The 17,887-nt window shown below is 69.0% G+C and carries 14 protein-coding genes and 3 pseudogenes; 7 read left to right on the top strand and 10 right to left on the bottom strand.

The genetic code is table 11. The features are described from left to right. Positions 1-13: 13 nt before the first annotated feature. The 3 genes and pseudogenes from ACFYQ5_RS09700 (at position 14) to ACFYQ5_RS09690 (ending at position 4,464) form a co-directional block, all read left to right on the top strand. Positions 14-1,007 (top strand): annotated as a pseudogene (locus ACFYQ5_RS09700) (IS5 family transposase). A 234-nt stretch (positions 1,008-1,241) separates the two neighbouring features. Further along, positions 1,242-4,295 carry a trypsin-like peptidase domain-containing protein gene (locus tag ACFYQ5_RS09695; protein WP_389195589.1) on the top strand — a complete coding sequence of 1,018 codons (3,054 nt, stop codon included), beginning with the start codon at positions 1,242-1,244 and terminating at the stop codon, positions 4,293-4,295. Positions 4,296-4,302: 7 nt separating this feature from the next. Continuing rightward, complete coding sequence (locus tag ACFYQ5_RS09690) at positions 4,303-4,464, top strand: hypothetical protein (protein WP_389195586.1); 162 nt, start codon at positions 4,303-4,305, stop codon at positions 4,462-4,464. A 75-nt stretch (positions 4,465-4,539) separates the two neighbouring features. Here the strand turns inward: ACFYQ5_RS09690 and ACFYQ5_RS09685 are convergent, their stop codons facing one another. After that, the gene (locus ACFYQ5_RS09685) at positions 4,540-4,704 is read right to left on the bottom strand and encodes a hypothetical protein (protein WP_389195584.1); all 165 of its coding nucleotides are present in this window, start codon (positions 4,702-4,704) and stop codon (positions 4,540-4,542) included. A gap of 323 nt (positions 4,705-5,027) precedes the next feature. Between ACFYQ5_RS09685 and ACFYQ5_RS09680 the strand changes: the two genes are divergently transcribed. Continuing rightward, positions 5,028-6,665 carry a hypothetical protein gene (locus ACFYQ5_RS09680; protein ID WP_389195582.1) on the top strand — a complete coding sequence of 546 codons (1,638 nt, stop codon included), beginning with the start codon at positions 5,028-5,030 and terminating at the stop codon, positions 6,663-6,665. A gap of 336 nt (positions 6,666-7,001) precedes the next feature. Here ACFYQ5_RS09680 and ACFYQ5_RS09675 read toward each other — a convergent pair whose 3' ends face one another. Continuing rightward, positions 7,002-8,282, bottom strand: coding sequence for an IS4 family transposase (locus ACFYQ5_RS09675; protein WP_389195579.1), 1,281 nt, complete (start codon positions 8,280-8,282; stop codon positions 7,002-7,004). 128 nt (positions 8,283-8,410) lie between these two features. Between ACFYQ5_RS09675 and ACFYQ5_RS09670 the strand changes: the two genes are divergently transcribed. Then, a complete protein-coding gene (locus ACFYQ5_RS09670) occupies positions 8,411-8,593 on the top strand; it encodes a hypothetical protein (RefSeq protein ID WP_389195577.1) in 183 nt (60 codons plus the stop codon). A gap of 600 nt (positions 8,594-9,193) precedes the next feature. Here the strand turns inward: ACFYQ5_RS09670 and ACFYQ5_RS09665 are convergent. From ACFYQ5_RS09665 to ACFYQ5_RS09635, 7 genes and pseudogenes are all read right to left on the bottom strand, one after another. Beyond that, complete coding sequence (locus ACFYQ5_RS09665) at positions 9,194-10,378, bottom strand: hypothetical protein (RefSeq protein ID WP_389195574.1); 1,185 nt, start codon at positions 10,376-10,378, stop codon at positions 9,194-9,196. A gap of 412 nt (positions 10,379-10,790) precedes the next feature. Next, positions 10,791-11,579, bottom strand: coding sequence for a calcium-binding protein (locus tag ACFYQ5_RS09660; protein ID WP_389195571.1), 789 nt, complete (start codon positions 11,577-11,579; stop codon positions 10,791-10,793). A 716-nt stretch (positions 11,580-12,295) separates the two neighbouring features. Next, complete coding sequence (locus ACFYQ5_RS09655) at positions 12,296-12,631, bottom strand: helix-turn-helix transcriptional regulator (RefSeq protein WP_358965150.1); 336 nt, start codon at positions 12,629-12,631, stop codon at positions 12,296-12,298. Then, positions 12,628-13,755 (bottom strand): tyrosine-type recombinase/integrase, encoded by a 1,128-nt coding sequence (locus tag ACFYQ5_RS09650; protein ID WP_389195568.1) that lies wholly within the window; start codon positions 13,753-13,755, stop codon positions 12,628-12,630. The genes ACFYQ5_RS09655 and ACFYQ5_RS09650 overlap by 4 nt, the downstream gene beginning before the upstream one ends. Before the next feature lie 307 nt (positions 13,756-14,062). Next, positions 14,063-14,485: a hypothetical protein gene (locus tag ACFYQ5_RS09645; protein WP_389196424.1), complete on the bottom strand. Its 423-nt coding sequence runs from the start codon at positions 14,483-14,485 to the stop codon at positions 14,063-14,065. Between the two features lie 26 nt (positions 14,486-14,511). Then, positions 14,512-14,955: pseudogene (locus ACFYQ5_RS09640) on the bottom strand (recombinase family protein); the annotation flags it as partial. A 257-nt stretch (positions 14,956-15,212) separates the two neighbouring features. Further along, positions 15,213-15,830, bottom strand: coding sequence for an ABATE domain-containing protein (locus ACFYQ5_RS09635; RefSeq protein WP_389195565.1), 618 nt, complete (start codon positions 15,828-15,830; stop codon positions 15,213-15,215). A gap of 85 nt (positions 15,831-15,915) precedes the next feature. Here ACFYQ5_RS09635 and ACFYQ5_RS09630 point away from each other — a divergent pair, with 85 nt between their 5' ends. Both ACFYQ5_RS09630 and ACFYQ5_RS09625 read left to right on the top strand, forming a co-directional pair. Beyond that, on the top strand, positions 15,916-16,707 hold the full coding sequence (locus tag ACFYQ5_RS09630) for an MBL fold metallo-hydrolase (protein ID WP_389195562.1): 792 nt from the start codon (positions 15,916-15,918) through the stop codon (positions 16,705-16,707). Between the two features lie 102 nt (positions 16,708-16,809). Then, positions 16,810-17,256 (top strand): ester cyclase, encoded by a 447-nt coding sequence (locus tag ACFYQ5_RS09625; protein ID WP_389195559.1) that lies wholly within the window; start codon positions 16,810-16,812, stop codon positions 17,254-17,256. A 173-nt stretch (positions 17,257-17,429) separates the two neighbouring features. Here the strand turns inward: ACFYQ5_RS09625 and ACFYQ5_RS09620 are convergent. Next, positions 17,430-17,829, bottom strand: a pseudogene (locus ACFYQ5_RS09620) (DUF4158 domain-containing protein); the annotation flags it as partial. Positions 17,830-17,887: the final 58 nt, after the last annotated feature.

Below are 17,887 nucleotides of genomic sequence, written 5' to 3'. Positions count from 1 at the left end.
GGAGACATCCGGGGTGACGCGAGGCGATCTGACGGATGCAGAGGGGGAGTTGTTCGAGCCGCACCTGCCGCTCGGAGTGAGCGGTCCGATCCCTGACCTGCGTAAACAGTTGAACGCGGTGATGTGGAGGTTCCGGACCGGGAGCCCGTGGCGCGACATCCCCGAACGCTACGGGGCCTGGTCCACCGTCTACGGCCGGTTCCAGAAGTGGGCCCTTGCGGGCACCTTCGAGACGCTGATGGAGCGGATGATCGCCGAGGCGGCCCGGCGAGGACAGGCCGATCTGGACCTGGTCAGCGTCGATTCAACCGTCGCAGGCGCGCATCACCACGCGGTCGGCATGGCCGTCGACCCGGAGCTTGTGGAGGAACTCGTGAAAGCCGCAGAGGAGGGAAAGGGGCTCCAGCAAAGGGACAATCCGCTCAGGTGACCGGCGAAGGCGACCGGTCGAGGAAGCGTTAGGTGCCGAGCGACGACGAATACGCCGCCGCCACAAGGCCCGCCTGAAAGCTGCCGCGTTGGGGCGCTCGCGGGGCGGGCTGACGGTCAAGACGCACCTGGCCACCGACCGGCGGTGCCGCCCGCTGTCGTTCGTGGTGACGCCGGGACAGGCGGCCGACAGTCCGCGTTTCGCCGGGGTCCTCGGCCGAGTCAGGATCCGTGGGCCGGTCGGTCGGCCCCGCACCCGCCCCGGGGCCGTCGCCGCCGACAAGGCGTACCCCTCCCGCGCGAACCGCTCCTACCTGCGTAAACGCCGGATCCAGGCGGTGATCCCGGAGAAGACGGACCAGGCCGCCCACCGCAAGAAGCGTGGCTCGAAGGGCGGCCGCCCCCTCTCCCGCGACGCCGAGCTTTACAAGGAGAGGAACACCGTCGAGCGCGGCATCAACAAGATCAAGGAGTGGCGAGGGCTGGTTACCCGCTACGACAAGACTCCTGCCAGCTACCTCGCCGGACTCCACCTACGTGGATCGATCATCTGGCTCCGGAGTCTCCGCCCCACATGATCCGAACCTGGAACGCGCCCTAGTCCCGCTAGCAGGATCGTGCCGAAGCGCCAGCTCGGCGAACTTCCCGCCCAGCCAGTCAGCCACCTCCCTCGACGATTCGGACATGGGGTAGCCACCACGAGAAATAGTCACTCCTCGCAACCGTATGTGCACATATAGTCATTACTGTCGTGGGTGAGTGGGGGCGCCGACGGTCCACGAAGTCAGCAGTAACGACCCCTCAGGAGAGGCATGTCGCACATCACCGGTACGGTGCAGACGCTGTCGCCCACTGTCACCATCGGGCCCGCCTCGGGCGCGCCCCCAACCTCGCCCGGCACCTGGGCGTTCGACTTCCCGCACGTACCCGCGCCGTCGGGCACCAAGCTGGTCGTACTGCACTTCCGCGATGTGAGCTTGCCGGCGAATAACCGGCTGGAGGTCGATCTCGGCTACGGCAAGGACGTGTTCACCGCCGCCGACGGCACCGAGTTCTGGACCCGTCCGGTCAATGTGTACGCGTTTCCCGCGGGGCGGGTGCCGATCCGCTATTTCACCAACGGCGCCACCACTGGCGGGGCCACGCTCGACCGGTACGCGCGCGGTGAGCGGCACGCGGGCGAGCAGGACCCGAGCGCTTTCTCCCACAGTGACCCCTTCCTGGGCGAGGCGGTGTACACGGAGCCGAAGTACGACCCGTTCTGGTTCTGCCGTACGCCACCCGACTGGGAGAACGCGGTGTGCGCGGCGCCCGCCTCGGACGTCCGTGCGCGGGTGGGGAAGAGCGTCGGCATGATCGTGGCGGTCCACGGCACCCATCTGTCGACGTGCTCGGTCACGCTCGTCGAGCCGAACGTGGTGCTGACGGCCGGTCACTGTCTGGAGGACGTGGTCGCGGAGGCCGCCTCGGCCTCGGTCACCTTCGACTACGCCACCAACTGCGGCGGCGCGCGTCCCCCCGCGTACGTGGCGCGCTTCCACAAGGTCGTGAAGGTGATCAGGCACCGCTGGGACCCGACTACCGGCGTCGACTACTGCCTGCTGCAGCTGGAGGTGCCCACGGCGGGCCTCGGGATCACCCCGGTCCCGATCAGAGCCGACCTGCCCGGCGCCGGGGAGTCCGTCTTCGGGGTGCACCACCCCAATGGGGCGGTGAAGAAGCTCTCCCCGCCGCACGCCTCGTTCGGCGGCGTCCTCAGCAGTTCGACGGCGGCGGTCGACACCGACTTCGACGTCTCGGGCGGCAGTTCCGGCTCCGGGCTCTTCGACGCCTCGGGCCGGGTGATCGGTGTCCTGTCCAGGGGCAGGGCATGCCGGCTCTCGTACTATCCGACGGCAAGCATGCTCCGCGAACTCGCCGTGCCGCCGGGGCCGGCGGTCAACCGGGACGTAATGGTGGTCGTCGACCGCTCGGGCAGCATGCAGGAGAAGGCCGGAACGGGCCGCGACCGGACGAAGATCGAGGAGGCGCGGGACGCGGCCTCGCTGTTCGTGAGACTGGTCCGCGCCGGTACGGGGAACCGGCTCGGTCTGGTGTCGTTCAGCACTGCGGCGAGCGCGCCCGTGGACTTCGCCCTGGCACCGGTCACCGATGCCACCAAGGCCACGCTGGCCGGCCCGTCGCCCTTCGCCAGCGGGGTCATCGGGGCGCTCGGGCCGGGCGGGATGACGACGATCGGCGGTGGTCTCGCCGCCGCACGCGGCCAGTTCCCGGCGCCCGGCGCTAGCCCGCGCTCGATCCTGCTGCTCACCGACGGGCTGCAGAACACGCCGCCGATGGTGGCGGACGTGCAGGGCTCCCTCGCCGGTATCGACATCAACGCGGTCGGCTTCGGGACCGAGACCAGCCTCGACGGGGCGCTGCTCACCCAGCTCACGCAGGAGCACAACGGGCTGTACACCCGGGCCGGGAACGGCCTCGCGCTGAAAAAGTTCTTCGGTCTCGCCTTCGGGAACATCTTCGAGTCGGGCGCGCTCCTCGACCCCGAGTTCGACATGCCGTCGGCGCAGCGGCGGAGCGACCCGATCCCCTTCCATGTGTGTGGGGAGGAGTCGCTGACCGTGGTGGTCGGCTGGGACAATACGGAGGGGAAGCTCCTGATCTCGCTGGAGAGCCCGGGCGGCAACTCCGTCTCCGCCTCCGGCACCGGGGTCGTCTCTGAGAACGGCAGGACCTGGGCCTTCCTGCGGGTGCCGCTGCCGTTCGGCGAGGACCGCGACGGCCAGTGGACGGCCCAGGTGCACCGGCCGGGCGGCGGCGAGATCCCGCCGCCGGGTGTGGACCTGCGGTACTTCGTGCAGGTGGTCGCCTCCGGCGGGCCGCGGCTGGACCGGGTACCGGGCCCCACCCGCTACTACACCGGCGACGTGGTCAATCCGCTCGTCTTCCTGCACTACGCGGAGGGCGGCAGCCCGCACCACCCCCGGATCGACCTCACGGTCACCCGGCCCACGTCCGGCGCGGGCAGCGTCCTCACGCAGGCGGGTCTCGGCGCCTCTGTGACCGTCGGGGGTGACACCCTCCCGGCCCGGCACGCGACCCTGCGCGCCCTGGAGAAGGCCGCCGGAAAGCCGCTCTTCGAGTACGCGAGCGAGACCTTCCCGCTCTTCAACGACCCCCAGCACACCGAGGGGGCGTTCGAGGCCGGCGGCCTCTTCGGCAACCCACTGGCCGAACTCCTCACGGTAGAGGGCAACTACACCTTCCACGCGCGGGCGGTGTACGGGGAGGGGTGCGCGTCTAGCCGCGAGACGCAGTGGACGGTGCACGTCGACGTCTCCGTGGACCCTGAGCAGACGGGCGTCACCGTCGGCGGCGGGCCGGACGGGGGCACGCTCACGCTCGTACCGCGCGACCGGTACGGCAACCACCTCGGCCCCGGGCGCTCCGACGGACTCCCCCTCGACGGAGTGCCCGGCACCACGGTTACCGGACCGGTGAAGGACAACGGCGACGGTAGCTACACCGTGCCGGTCACCTGGGTCCCGGGGAGGCCCGGCGCGCCTGGCGTGATCGTCTCCCAGCCGGGGCGCCCGCCGGTGGTCGTGGGCGGCGAACACCGGCCGCCGGACGGCGACCCGTGTGGCACGGCCTGCTGTGAGGCAGCTCTGCGCGGCTTCGTACGAGCCCTATGCCGCTGCCTCGTCCACCCGCCGCACGGGCCGCATGGACCGCACAAGCCCTGCGTCCCGCACGGGCCGGTGCCGGCCGACCCGCCGCAGGAGCCCCTCCGGCCAGCAGGTTCCGACCGGCCAGAGACTCCTCCCCCGGGTGGCGGGAGTGGAAGTGGGGGCTGCTGCGGCTGACCGCGGCGTGCCCGGATCCGGGCGCTTTCTCTCGCAGTTCTGCGACGAATGGCGCCTCGCCGGCGCCGCCATCCTGTGCTGGGCCCGCGGCTGGTACGCACACCGCGGCATCACCGACCTGCCCACAGCCCTGCGCGACCTCCTGCCGCTCGTCGACATCGACGTCTGACCGAAGCGACGAAGTGGACCCCGGCGATCACATCGTCGGGGTCCACTGCTGTTCAAGATCAATCGCGGACCGTTCCTAATCTCGCAGGTTCGCCATGGTCGGGTCGGCATTGATCTGTTTCGAGCTCCGCACCGCGCCGAGCACCGCGGCCGGGTGCTTATCCGGCCACTCCTCGGGCTCGACCACGGTCGGCCGGCCGACCCCACGCTCGAGAATCTGGCGCAAAAAGTCGTAATCCATCAGTTGGACCAAACGATCAACCCACCGATCAGACAGGGCAGACGCATCGGGACGGAAGGCACCGGGTTGATGGAGGGCTTGAACGTAAGATCCGGGCGAGCGGCTGTGTGCCGAGGGTGAGCGGCACCGCGAGGCGCACTACCAGTCGGGCTGCCCAGCACCCTCAACGCTGGGTAGCGACTGCGTGCGGGGCTGCCCCGCACGCAGCCCGCGTCACCCGGGTAAACGTGCACGCCTCGCACACCTGCCCCGCCCGTGCCAGCATTGTCCGCATCGCGGCAGTTTCGCCCGCACGGCGATCCCCTAGGCAAGCGGCGGTTCGCATGATCGACCTGTACACGATCGGCTCTCAGCACCCGGGTACCGATCCCACCTGGACCACCATCGACATCCAGGGCACGGTGAAGAACCAGCCCATCACCCCGGCGCGGCGGTTGGCGGGGCTGACGTACAAACCGGCGACACGGCTCTACTACACCGTGGCGCCCACCAACCCCGAGGGCCCGCTCCTGTGCAGCATCAGCACGGCCGGAGCGCTGGAGATCCTGGGCCCGACAGGCCAGAACATGACCGGCGGAATCGCCTACCACGGCGCGGACGACTGCTTCTACGCGCTCTCGAACGAGTTCGACGGATCCGTCAAGTTCTATCGCATCACCATGAGCGGTCAGGCCAGCGAACTGTTCACGATCGCCCTCGGCAAGGCCGTCGGCCTGACCTACGTGCAGGCCAGCGACACCTTCTACGCGCTGATCACGCAGGACAACTTCACCTGGTTCTACTCCATCAAGAAGAGCAGCACCGTGACCAAGCTCTTCGGCGCCGGGTTGCGCGTGTTCGGCGGGCTGTGCCACTCGCCGTCGGAGAACCTCTTCTACTTCGTGGCGAACGAGGAGGACGGCTTCTCCTACCTGTGGACGCTCGCGCTCAGCGGCAGCGTCGTGAAGCGGATGGGCCTCGGGTACCACTTCAACCACGCCGGCATCAGCATGTCCCCGTGGTTCGGCGGGTCCATAAACATCAAGAGCCCCCTCGAAGGAGAGCGCTTCGTCAGCGGCGAGACCACCTCGCTCGACGCGAACATCCTCAACGCGACCGGGCCGTCCTGGAACAGCGATGGCATCGCCTGGCAGTCGAGCATCGACGGCGCGCTCGGCACGGGCTCGCCCACTGCCACCCTGTCACCCGGTACCCATGTGATCACCGCCTCGAAGGAGCGCCTCAAGCAGAGCGTCACCGTACGCGTGTTCGCTGACCTGGGGGCGCTGTACCAGGCGGCACCCTCACCGACGGAGATCGGCCGCGTGCTCGGAGACTTCACGTTCCACTGGGTGGACGGCACCTCCGGCGACCCAGCCCAGCAGTGGGCCTCGTATCCCGGGTTTCCCTTCGACCAGACCTCCCCGAACCCGTCGCGCACTGCCGTCATCGCCAAGCTCGACGTGCTACGTCACCAGCGCTTCTCCCAGCCACTGCCCTACGGGACGGCCGCGACCGCCTACGAGCAGGTGCGACTGAACACGCACACCATCCGCATCTCGCTGGACACCCCGCTCAACATGGCGGGCGGCGGAGTGATCAACCTCAACCGCTCATTCACCACCTGGTGGAACAACCCGGCCACGCCTACCGTGGCCGCCCCGTACGTCCACTCGCTGTACCTGTTCAACCACGAGAGCCGGCACAACGAACCAGGCGACCCCGGCCACACCACGTGCACCGCGTGGACCGGCGCTCCCGGCGTCAACAACGGCATGGACGCGAAGTTCGAACCCGGCAGCGGCTACGCCCGCGCGACGCTCTACGTCATGTGGGTCTACAAGCACGCGCGTTACGACCCCCCGGCGATCCGCACGGAGGCGAAGAACATCACGTCGCAGTTCAAGAACCGCTTCTGCGCGCATCCCACGAGCTCGAACCCCCTCGTGCAGGCGCTGCTCACCGAGCTATGGAACGCGTGAGCCGTCCCGAACGCGTGAGCCCTCCTAGTTGATCTTGAACCTGCGCGGCGTGACCGTGGGGTCGTTGACTTCTTCGTGCGTGGACTTGCAGGGTCGGCTTTGTCGGCGGTGTGCACGTCGTAGCGTGCTGTGTGCTGGTTGTTCCTGAGGCTGGCTGGTCGTCCTGGGCCGGGCCGGCGGAAGTGCCGAAAATCGCTACGGACTCGTGCGCGGGTCAGGGCTCTGGCGTAGTCGTGTGGGGCCCGGTTCATGGCGGTCTGTCAGCTCGGTGGCACCCGGAAAATGGCAGGCGCGGGCTGGTACCCAGGCCGTGAAGTTTGCGGCTGGGGCGTGTCGTCAAGGGCCTGCGGGTGCGAGGATTTCGATGCCGGTGGTGGCTTTGTAGCTGGTCCGGTCGATGCGGGGGCCTCGGGCCTGGTACTTGGAGATGGCGCGTTTGACGATGCGGGGGCTGACGCGTAGCCGTCGTTCGGGCAGCAGCCCCGCGAGGACGTGTCGGCCGATGATGCCGGCCAGGTCGACGAGTGTGTCCGCGATCACGCCCGCGGCCAGGACGATCTGGTCGCGGGCGGCCTGCCAGGCGATGGAGAATCCGGCCCGGTCCGGATCGGTGCCGGGCCGGGTGCCGGTGGCGTCCGCCATCGCGGTCCGCAGCAGTTGGTAGACCACGAGGAGTGCGTGGATCTCCTGGTTGATGCCTTTGGGAGTCCGGGCGCGAAGGACCCTGCCGCCCAGGATGGTCGACTTCAGTTCCAGGTAGGTGGTTTCGATCTCCCAGCGCTGGTGGTAGAGCGTGGCCAGTTCACCGGCGGGGTGGCGGTGGTGGTCGAGCAGGGTGGTGGCCAGCCGGTAGAGGCCGGTGTGTTTCCCGGTTCTGGTGGTGACCGTGATCTCGCAGTCGACGACGCGGACTTGTACCGGTCCGAGGACGGAGAGGTAGGAGCCGTCCCGGTAGCGGGCCAGAACCGGCATCCGGCGGCCGTTCTTGAGCCGGACCAGGACCTCGGCCCCGGTGACCGCGATGTCGTTGATCAACCATTGGGCGGCGAAGTTGCGGTCGGCCAGAAGGATCATTCCCGGTCGCAGGCTGGGCAGCAGGCGTGGGGCATAGGTGGTCTCACCCGAGGTGGTGGGTCCGAAGACGGCGTCGATGAGAGTGCGGGTGCCGCAGGCGACCAGGGCCAGCAGACGGACCTGCGGGTAGCCGGTCCCGCCGTGGTTGCCCGCCTGCTTGGTGAACCGGGTCAGGACCGCGGGGTTGTCGGGCACAGTCATGGTGGTGCCGTCGACCGCGACCACCAGCAGACCGCGCCACCATGCTCCCGGTGTCCGTGGCCCGGCCACGGGGCCCTTCAACAGGTCGAACAGCCATTTCAGCGGTGCGGCGCCGATACGGCGGCGGGCCTGGGCCAGCGCGCTCGCCGACGGCGCGGCCAGGGGCAGACCGGCCAGCGCACCCGTGAGCTTGCGCCAGACCCCGGGGTATCCCACCTCCGGGAACAGACACGCGGCCAGCAGCAGGTAGACGACCACCCGAGACGGCAGATCCCGCAGTCGTTCCTGGACCCTGCCGGTCGCCTGTTCGTGTTTGCGTACCGTACGTCTCGCCACGGACATGTGCGGCGGCCCCAACCGGCATCGCGTTCGTATCGAAGCCGCCGATCGGGGCAGGGCGCGCGGACCGGGCCGGAGCGGGGGCCGTCGTCGATCGGCCAAGTCTCCCTGCTGAAGCTGTGCCTGGTCCGGTGGCAGCGGGTTCAGGACCGCCGCTCAACGGCTGGCGCCTGCGCCACGAGCGTCTCGCCCGGTTGAACCGTCAGCTCAGCATGGGCCGGCAGGTGGAGGGGAGACGACGGCAGTTACGCGTCGGTCGTCTCGTCGCCGGCTTCGCAGGCCTGCTCGGAGCCGTGCTGGCCGACGGGCCGTAGGGACACGGGCGGATCGGCTGAAGACGTGCGCTACACTTGATCTTGGTCAGGCGGTGCGCATCTCGCGCCCCCTTCCATGCGTTGGTGGTCCAAGGAAAGACGCTTCGCTTCCTGCGGAGAAATGCAGGTGCAAGGCCTGCCCAGCGCTCCATATGAGCCCCGCCCCCGCCCAGGGGGCGGGGCTCATGCGTTGACGCATGCAGGTGCTCATCCGCTCCTGCTCGTTCTGCAACCCACAGCTCGGTCAGGGGCGCTGCACTTCCACCACTGCCCACACCGTCGTGCCCGGCCCGTCCGTGCAGGGATACCAGCCCCAGCGTGGTCGGCCGGCGGGTGAGCGGGTGTCGCATCCGGCGTGGGGTGGCTGCCCTCGGTGGTCAGGCAGCGCGTGCCGCAGATGCCCGGCCGCCCCCAGGGCGTTCAGTGCGATGGAGGCGGCCACCTGGCCGTACAGCGGCAGGTGTCTTTGGCCGACGACTTGATGTCTGTCGCCGCGCCGTCGGGAGCCGGCCGACGTAACCGGCGATGTACCGCTCGCGCCGTATGCCGGCGGTCACCTCGATGTGGTCGGCCCGGGGGCCGGGCCGGCCACTCGTACGTTCATGTCGCAGGGGAAGTGTGCGGCACACCGAGGCTGTCGAGGCGGCGCAGCAGTGCGGGTTTGCCCTGGTGCGCACGGCGTAGTGCGGCGGCTCGGCGGTCGAAGCCGGTGCGGTCGCCGGCCCGGTCGGAGAGTTCCCGCAGGTCTCCGAGGAGGGCGGCGGCCGTGTTGTATGCGGAGGCCTTCTTCTGGGCGATCAGCCGGTCGATGTCCTGCCACGCGGTCTCAGGATCCGCAGCGAGCGCGGTCAAGTGCGTCTCATGCCGCCTGGCGGCCTCCTCCTGCCGGAGCTGTTCGGCAGCCGCGCGTTCCTGTGCCCGGAGCTTCGCGCTCAGGGTGCGCCGGGTGTGGGCGGCGTCCAGGAGCTGGGCGGCGCTACGGCGCTCGCCGTACGCGGGCGCCGGGGTGACCGAGGCTGCGGCCCGGCGGTAGCGGGCCAGGAGGTCGGGGCCGAGGGAGGGCGCTGTGCCCTGGGCGGAGCGCAGCAGGAGGTCGTCCTTCTCGGACGCGGGCAGAGCGGAGATCCATGTGGCGAGGTCCGGCTCCGCGTCCGCTGTTCCGGTCGGGGCCCCCTCGGCCGCTACCGCCAGCAGGTCGGGGTCGAGGCCCAGGAAGTCGGCCAGCGCCTGCTGCGGCCCGGTGAGGCTGCCCAGACCTGGTGGGACGGGTGGTTCGCGCTCCGCCTGGTACTCCTCCTCGTCCGCGTCGTGCAGTTCCCACGCGGTGAGGCCGATCAGCCAGGTGAGGTAGAGGGGGCGCAGGTCGCCGGAGGCGAGTTCGTACCGGATCCCGATGATCGAGGAGAGCGGGAGATCACCGGACTCGTCCCAGTCGTCCGCCTCCTCGGGGTCGTTGAAGAAGTGCAACAGTGTGTGGGCGCCGTGCGTCCAGGCTTCGAGGGAGTCGTCGCCGAGATAGGGCCGGACGGTCTCCAGCGGCAGGTGCTGAGCGGGCAGACGCAGCATGATGCGACGGGTGCCCCAGTTGGCCCAGTAGAGATGGGCGTCGTAGTGCCGCTCCATGAGCTGGGCCGGATCGCCCCGGAAGTCACCCCACTGGTATTCGTTCACGAAGCGGGTCGGTGTGATCTGCGCACGGGTGGACAGGCGGCGCACTGCGACCAGCTCCGCACTGGTCAAGGGGCGGTCCACGGCGAGGAATTCGTAGTACTGGTATTCGCTCACGGCCGTCGATCATACCGACGCGGAGCACGACTTTGGTACTGGTGGGCTCGCGTATTCAACTGTCGCCAATTCACCATGGAATCCACCCTGTTAATGACCGTGTGTGGTCGCCGGGGGCGTGCTGATTCCGGATTCCATCAGACTCGGATGCGAAGCAGGATGTGAGGACGCGGTGGCAGACAGGGGTGGTGACGGAGGCGGACGCCCCAGGGCCTGCTTTCGGATTGCTGCGGCGCGGCCGGCAGTCTTGGGGGACGCCGAGATCGTCGATCAACTTGGAGAGCGCGAAGGGATGCAGCGGCTGACCGGCTCGCCGGCCGGGAAACAGCCAGGGCTCGAGAAGGCCCAGACCGAAAGGTCTCCGGCCTGGGCCTTCCGCGCTTGTTGGAGGACAGATGACCCTCCCGGAGGGTTACTTCACGTCGACGTAATCCGCCGCGGAGGCGACCGCCGGGGTGGTGGACGTGCCTGCGAAGGAGTAGCGGAAGTAGCCGTCCGCCGTGGCCTTCGTCGTCGCCCTCAGGTTGCCCTTGCTGTCCGTCGTGACGGTCTTGAGGGTCTTGTAGGTGCTGGTGCCCTTCTTCTTGAACTGGAGCTTCACCGGCTGCTTGGTGTAGCCGGCGTACTTGTAGGTCTCCCAGTTGGCGCGGGTCAGGGCGCCCGTGACGGTGATCGTCTTGTTCTTCGTCACCGGTTCCGGCGAGGCGTTGACCGTCAGCCTGGAGCTGCGCAGGACCTTCGCCTTCGCGGCGGAATCCTTGGTGATGTAGTCACCGTCGTTGGCCAGGGCGTGGGCTCTCACGGTCCAGGTCCCGGCCGTGGTGTTGTCCTGAGGATGGATGCGCGGGTTGATTTTCAGCGTGTGGGTGCAGGTGGTCGTGGTGAAGCTCTGGCGCACGCACTTGCCCGCAATGTTGCCGGGGATCACGAGACCGTAATAGTCGCCGTTCGGGAGGGGCGTGTGCCACATGACCGGGAAGGTATTTCCGACCTCGATGCCCGAGTCGTCCGTGGCGGTCACCGCGATGGTGAACGTCTTCACGTCCGTGGTCCCCAGGACGATGTCCTTCCCACCGTTGACGACCACCTTCGTGATCCTGATGTCGCCCGAGAAGTCATCCGCCTGGGCGGCCGCCGGAATCGTGAGCGCGGACAGAGCGAGGGCCCCGGCGAAGCCTGCCACGGTGGTGCGGTGACGCATAAAGGCGTTTCTCCCATGTTCCAGCGCCTCAGGAACGTCCCGAGGCGGAGCTGACAATGCCCACCCGGTACGCGGGTAGCACGGACATGACCATCAGGCCGCAGGAATGGTTGCCCATCGATCACACGGCTGCCAGGACGAGCGCGGGGCTCACGCCCTCTTCCGGCCTCGGTTGGCACAGCTACTGGTGGGCTCGCCTATTCAACTGTCACCAGTTCCCCGCAGAACCCACCCCCACTGGTGACCGTGTGTGGTCGTCAGCGGCGTATCAGCTCCAGTTGCCTCCGGCCTCCGATGGTCAAGCCATCTCGTCTGTCCATTTGGAACACGCCCGTGTAATCCTTCGCACCTTCGGTTCGACTCCACGCCACGCGGCAGCATTCTTGTCTCCGCTTCGAGCGGCTACGCGGAGTTCCGCAACCATCCTCCGGTAGACGGGGGGAGGGAGGATCGGCGTTCCGATCGCGCGATAGCCGGTGTTCAGGCGCGTGTCGAGCGCGCGAGCAAGTGCATCGATATCTTCGAAGCATGCCCGGGAAGGGCCCGGTCCTGGCCGCATCCTGGGCAGGTGCCGCGTGTCCGGACGGCGTAGTCCGAGCAGGTCCGGCAGACGTATCCGTCCGGCCAGGTGCCAGCCTTGTGTCTGCGGCGGCCGCAGCGGCAGCACTCGGCCATGTACCAGCGCTCGTACTGTTCGTCGGTGGCGTAGGGGCGGGTCATGCGTCGGGCAGGATGCGGGCGGCGCGGGGGCGGAGCTTCGCGACGTTCGCGGGCGGGGCGGGCAGGTCGCCGGTGGCGGTCTTGCGGACGCCGGCGTTCTCGGCGGTGGTGGCCACCAGGGCAGCCGGGGTGCAGGAGAGGATGTCGCAGAGCGCGGCCATGACCTGCAACGACAGGCGTTCCGGGGTACCGGAAACTAGGCGGTGGACCTGGGAGGCAGACAGGTCGATGCCGCGCTCGCGCAGCAGTGGCACCAGCTCGGTCGCGGTGAAGATCTGGTGCTGGGCCATGACTTCGCGCAGCCGCCAGGTGTAGCCGACCTTGCGTTTCATGCGTGCCTCCCGGCCTGGGTTTCAAGGGCCGCGGCGATGGTGGAGTCCAGGTGCCGCCGCAGGGTGCGGGTGCGGAAGTCCGAGGACACGCAGGTGTAGAGCGAGGTGGTGCTGGCGTGCTCGTGACCGACCTGCTCCTGGACGAAGCGCGGGTCCCAGCCGCCCTCGATCAGGTGGGTGACGTAGGACCTGCGGAGGGAGTGGAAGTCGAGTCCGTCGTCCAGGCCGAGGGCCTTGCGGTAGGCGATAAAGCGGGAGTTGAGCCGCTGGCATCCGATCCGCAGGCCCCGTTCGGAAGGCCAGGCCGCCGGGTTGTTGTCAGTGCCGAACAGCGGGCGGACCTCGGTGAACCACTCGTCCAGGACGTCCGGAGTCCAGTCGAACACGGTCAGCACCCCGCGGCGTTTGGGCGGCGAGCCCTTCTTGGCCTTGCCGAACCGGACCTGGCAGCGGCCGTACTGGCCGAACTCGCCACCGTGCGGGTTGCGGCCGAAGTCGGCGGCGTCGAGCATGCGCGTCTCGTTGCGCCGTGTCCCATAGGCGTAGGCGGTCTTGAACAGGGTCGCGTCGCGGAAGGCGGGCAGCCAGCCCTTGCGGCCGAAGGCCCGGATCCGGGCAGCCTCGTCGTCGCAGTGCGCGAAGAAGGCGTGCAGCTCAGCCTTGGTGAACGCTCGCTTCTTCGCATCCGCCTCGTTGTCCTGGACGTGCACCGCGGTGTTCCACTCGTGCACCACCTGCACCGGATGAGTGCCGAACCGCTCCTCGCAGGTCGCCGTCCACGCGTAGAGCGGATCGGTGATGAAGTGGCAGAACGCCCGCACGGCCTCGGAGTACGAGCGGATCGTCGAGCGCTTCAGATCCCGCAGGGAGCGCAGGTCACCGAGCCACTCGTCGACCATCGCCGGCGTCCACAGCCACGGGTAGGCGTTCACGTAGGCCGCGAATGCCTTCACCGTGTTCTCCCGGCCCTCCACGGTTGTCCGGGCCAGATTTCGGGCGAGCTGCTGGTTGGCGAAGCCGGTCAGCATCGCCGCGAAGACCTGTTCTTCCGGCCGCAGCAGAGGCACTCCGTCGACCAGATGCAGCCCCGCCGCCCCCGGCACCGGCCCGCTGAACCCCACCATTCCGCCACCCTCCGTAACTCGCATCAGGTGCGAGAAAACCGCATCCGATGCGAGAGGGCGGCAAATCCGCAGGCCAGCCATCCGTACGAGTGACACAGCTGGCAACCACGAGCTGAGACCCGGTAGCGTCACATGCCGCTTCAGGACCACAATCACCCTGGTCACGGCGATGAATCCGGCATCCTGCCAGGTCGAATCACAGACCATCGCGAGTTCGCATCCGATGCAATTGGCGGCGCTCGGTACAGCGGTACAGCGGTTGACGCTAAGCCGGTGATCTTGGGATCAGGGCAGTTCGTGGGCGTGACTACCGCAGCTCGGCGTTCGGGTGGGGCTGAGCCTGGAGTCGTTCGCGGAGGTCGATTTCCTCGGGGGTGAGGGGGTCATCGGGCCGGCGGATGCGTACGGGCTTGGTCCGCCGCGGCAGACCGTCGTCGGCCGCGGCTTCCTCGGCTTCAGCGAGGGCCCGGTACAGCGAGGCGACCGACGGGGACTTGCCCGCGCTCTTCCCGGTCTTGATGGTCAGCTTCTTCGCGATCTCGGGGACGGGGACGCCCTTGTCCTTGAGCGCGACGGCGAAGGTGAGCATGTCGTCATCGATGACCTTCGGGCGTCCACCGTGGTTGCCGTTGGACGCGGCGATGACCTGGCCTTCGAGGGTCTTCTCCCGGATGTAGTCGCGCTCATTCTGCCCGGCGACGGCGAGGACGGCGAAGAACATGGCGCCCATGCCGTTGGGGTCGTAGATGCCGGTGAGCGGCCCGTGAGGAGTTCGAGCTGGATGCCGCCGGCCTGGAGCTCGGCGGACAGCGTCATCAGCTCGGCCGCGTTGCGCGCGAGGCGCTTGAGCTCGTGAACGGTGAGGATGACCGGGGTCTCGGGGGCGGTCTCCTTGATCTGGTGGGCCAGGGCGAGCGCCTTTTCCAGCTCGGGCCGGATCTTCACCCGGATGCTGATCTGCTCCTGGAAGACCTTGTGGCACTGGGCCCGGTGGAGGGCTTCGAGCTGGCTCGCCAGCTCCTGGCGGGCGGTCGAGGTTCTGGCGTACCCGATGCGGACCGGGCGCTCTGTGCGGGGCGCGGGCACGGCGGCGAGTGCCGGGCCCTGCTTCCACGCGCGGCCGGGGTGGCGGTCGGCGGGGACGAGGACTTCGAGTTCCTCGCGGAGCGCGGGGAAGGCCCGATCGGGCGTGAGATCCATCCGGGAGGTCTCTCAGAAGTGCCTCGCACAACGTGTGGGTTCGAGAGGGCTTTTGCGGACGGCGACCAGCGGAAACGTGATCACTGCGGGGGGTCTCGCAGAACTCTCACAGATGAACGTTCGTGAGAGAGCCCGAGTCGGAGCGGTGATCTTCAGTGATCAAGCGCCCGGCTGCCGGTCGACAACCGGAAGCAGCCTGCTGAAGGTGTTTCGCGTGGCCACCGGGCGGTCCGCAAGAGGGGCCTGGGGGTGGTGCGTCAGTCCGAGGCGCCGCTGCGCCGGGCGTAGGCGCGGGCGGCACGGACACGGTCGCCGCAGCGTGTGGAGCACCAGTGGCGCCGGCCGTGGGTGCGCAGCAGGAACCGGTCGCAGGGGGCGGAGCCGCAGGCGGCGAGGATGTCGGCGTCGGGGCCGGTGAGCAGGTCGGCGGCGTCGGCGGCGAGGGTCGCCAGTGCGTGGTTGACGGCCTGGTCGGTGGGGTGCGCCTGGACGCGGCGCAGCCCCTGGGCCCCGTCCCAGGCGAGGAGGGGGGCGGTGGGTACGGCCGTGAGGGCCTCGTTCACCGCGTGCAGGGACTCCTCGGGCGGGGGTGCGCCGTCCACGCGCGCGGCAAATAGGGCCCGGACGTGTCCGCGCAGGGTGCGCATCCGCTGGGCGCAGAACTCGTACAGCTGCACGTCCGGGGTGGTCAGGTTGTGAGCGGCGAGCCAGCGCATGGCGGATTCCGGGGCGGCGAGCAGGTCGTAGCTCTGGCCGGCGGGCAGGGTGGCGGCGGTGTCGGCGAAGTCCAGGGAGCGGTACCGGTCGGCACCCGGGGCTGGGGGCAGAGCGGTCGGTGCCACGTCGGTGGCCAGGGCGTCGTCCATGCCTCTCATGGTAACGCTTGCGTTTTTCCGTTACACCTGCCTAGCCTGGCATCACGTTAACGGCAGGTTTTTTTTCGTGAGAAACGGAGATGTGATGTCCCAGCTCAGCGCCAGCCAGTTCCCGGTCCGCACGTTCGGCGGTCCGACCGCCCTGTTCGAGTACGGCGGCCTGCGCTTCCTGACCGACCCGACCTTCGACGGCCCCGGCGACTATCCCGCGCCCGGCGGCCCGACCCTGGTCAAGACCGCGCCCTCCACCGCTACGCCCGCCGATGTCGGCCCCGTCGATGTGGTCCTGCTCTCCCACGACGAGCACGCCGACAACCTCGACACCTCCGGCCGCGCCCTGCTCGCCGACGTCCCCCTCACCCTCACCACCCCCGCCGGCGGCAAGCGCCTCGGGGCGAAGGCCAAGGGCCTGGCCGACTGGGAGACGGTCGAACTGGAGCGTCCGGGCGGCGGCACCATCACGGTGACCGGCGTCCCGGCCATCCACGGCCCCGGCGCGCGTGAGGAGATCGAGCCATTCGCCGGACAGGTCGTCGGCTTCGTCCTGACAGGCGAGGGCTTGCCGACGGTCTACGTCAGCGGCGACAACGCCTCGCTCGACGCGGTCAGGGAGATCGCCGAACGCTTCGCCCCGATCGACACCGCCCTCCTGTTCGCCGGCGCCCCCCGCTTCCCCATGCTCTTCGACGGCAACCTGATCGTCCTGGACAGTGCGCAGGCGGCCGAGGCCACCCGGATTCTTGACGCCCGCCGTGTCGTCCCGGTCCACCACGACAGCTGGGCCCACTTCACCGAGGGCCGCGACGCCCTGGAGGCGGCCTTCGCCGCCGCGGGCCTGACCGACCGCCTGGACCAGGACTGGGTGCAACGCGCCTGAGCCCGGACCACCCCTCAGGAACCGAGAGCTCGTGCCGGGGTCGGGGCCCGCAGCACGCCGAGCCCCGACCCCGGCACGACCCTTCGCGGCGTCCCCTGCGCCATGCCAGAACGACAGAGAAGGACCACATCACATGTCCGCCGGAACCAACGCCGACCTCGTGCACCGCTTCTACCAGGCCCTTCAGCAGGGCGACTACGACACGCTCACCGGCATGTTCCACCCGGACTTCGTCTTCTACCCCCAGATCGACAGCCCCGGCCCGGCGCCGCAGGGTTCATCGACGCGGAGAAGAAGCACCTCGACGCCTTCCCCGGCAACCGCCTGACGGTCCTCGACACCGTCGCCGAAGCCGACAAGGTCGGCGCCTACGTCGTGGTCGAAGGAGACCAGGGCGGCGACTACTACAACATCCCCCCACGCGGAGCGCACGTACGGTTTTCCATGTTCAACCTGTTCACGTTCAAGGACGGGAAGATCATCGAGAAGCGGGCCCACTACAACCTGGCCGACATCATGGACCAGCTCACGGCCGGCTCCGCCGCCTGACGACACGGGCCTCGACAGGGCCACACCCTGCACCACTCCACCGCCGCCCACCGACGGCACCCGCCTGGAACGAAACGCTCCCACCCAGACAGCGATCCGGGCCCCGGCGGGAGACGCCAAGAGCTCCTCTACTCGTCGTCGTCCTCATCCAGCCCGAGCCCAGCCGCGTCCGCCCGTACCTCCGACGCCCTCCGGGCCGGCACCGACACCCCGGGCAGCAGCACTCGGTGCCGGCGCAGCCAGCCCACCGCCTGGTTGAACAGGGCCACCGGCCCCTCGGTGTGCGTCCGCCCGGCCGTGCAGGAACGTACGGAACTTCCGCCCCCACTCCGCATCGTCGTACTCGTACGCGTCCCGGATCTCTCACGCGTGCTCGTACGCCGTCGGCTTGCGCTCGGTGTACTGCTTCACGCAGCTGACGTCCTCGATGCCGAGCTGTTCCCCGAGGTACTCCACCACCGCCCACGGAACGTCCAGCGGGTCGTCCGGGAGGAACCGGCCTATGTAGCGCACGGTGCACATCTGGAGAGCGAACCCGAGCCGGTTGTGATCACCGCGCCGCTTCGCGACCAGCCCGCTGTACAGCGGTACCGCTGTACTGCTGTGCCCCAAGGCCGGAGCAACGTGGAAC

The sequence above is a fragment of the Streptomyces sp. NPDC005794 genome (assembly GCF_042871445.1).
In the GTDB taxonomy this organism is placed as follows: domain Bacteria; phylum Actinomycetota; class Actinomycetes; order Streptomycetales; family Streptomycetaceae; genus Streptomyces.
This window is presented reverse-complemented; position numbering and strand designations above follow the sequence as displayed.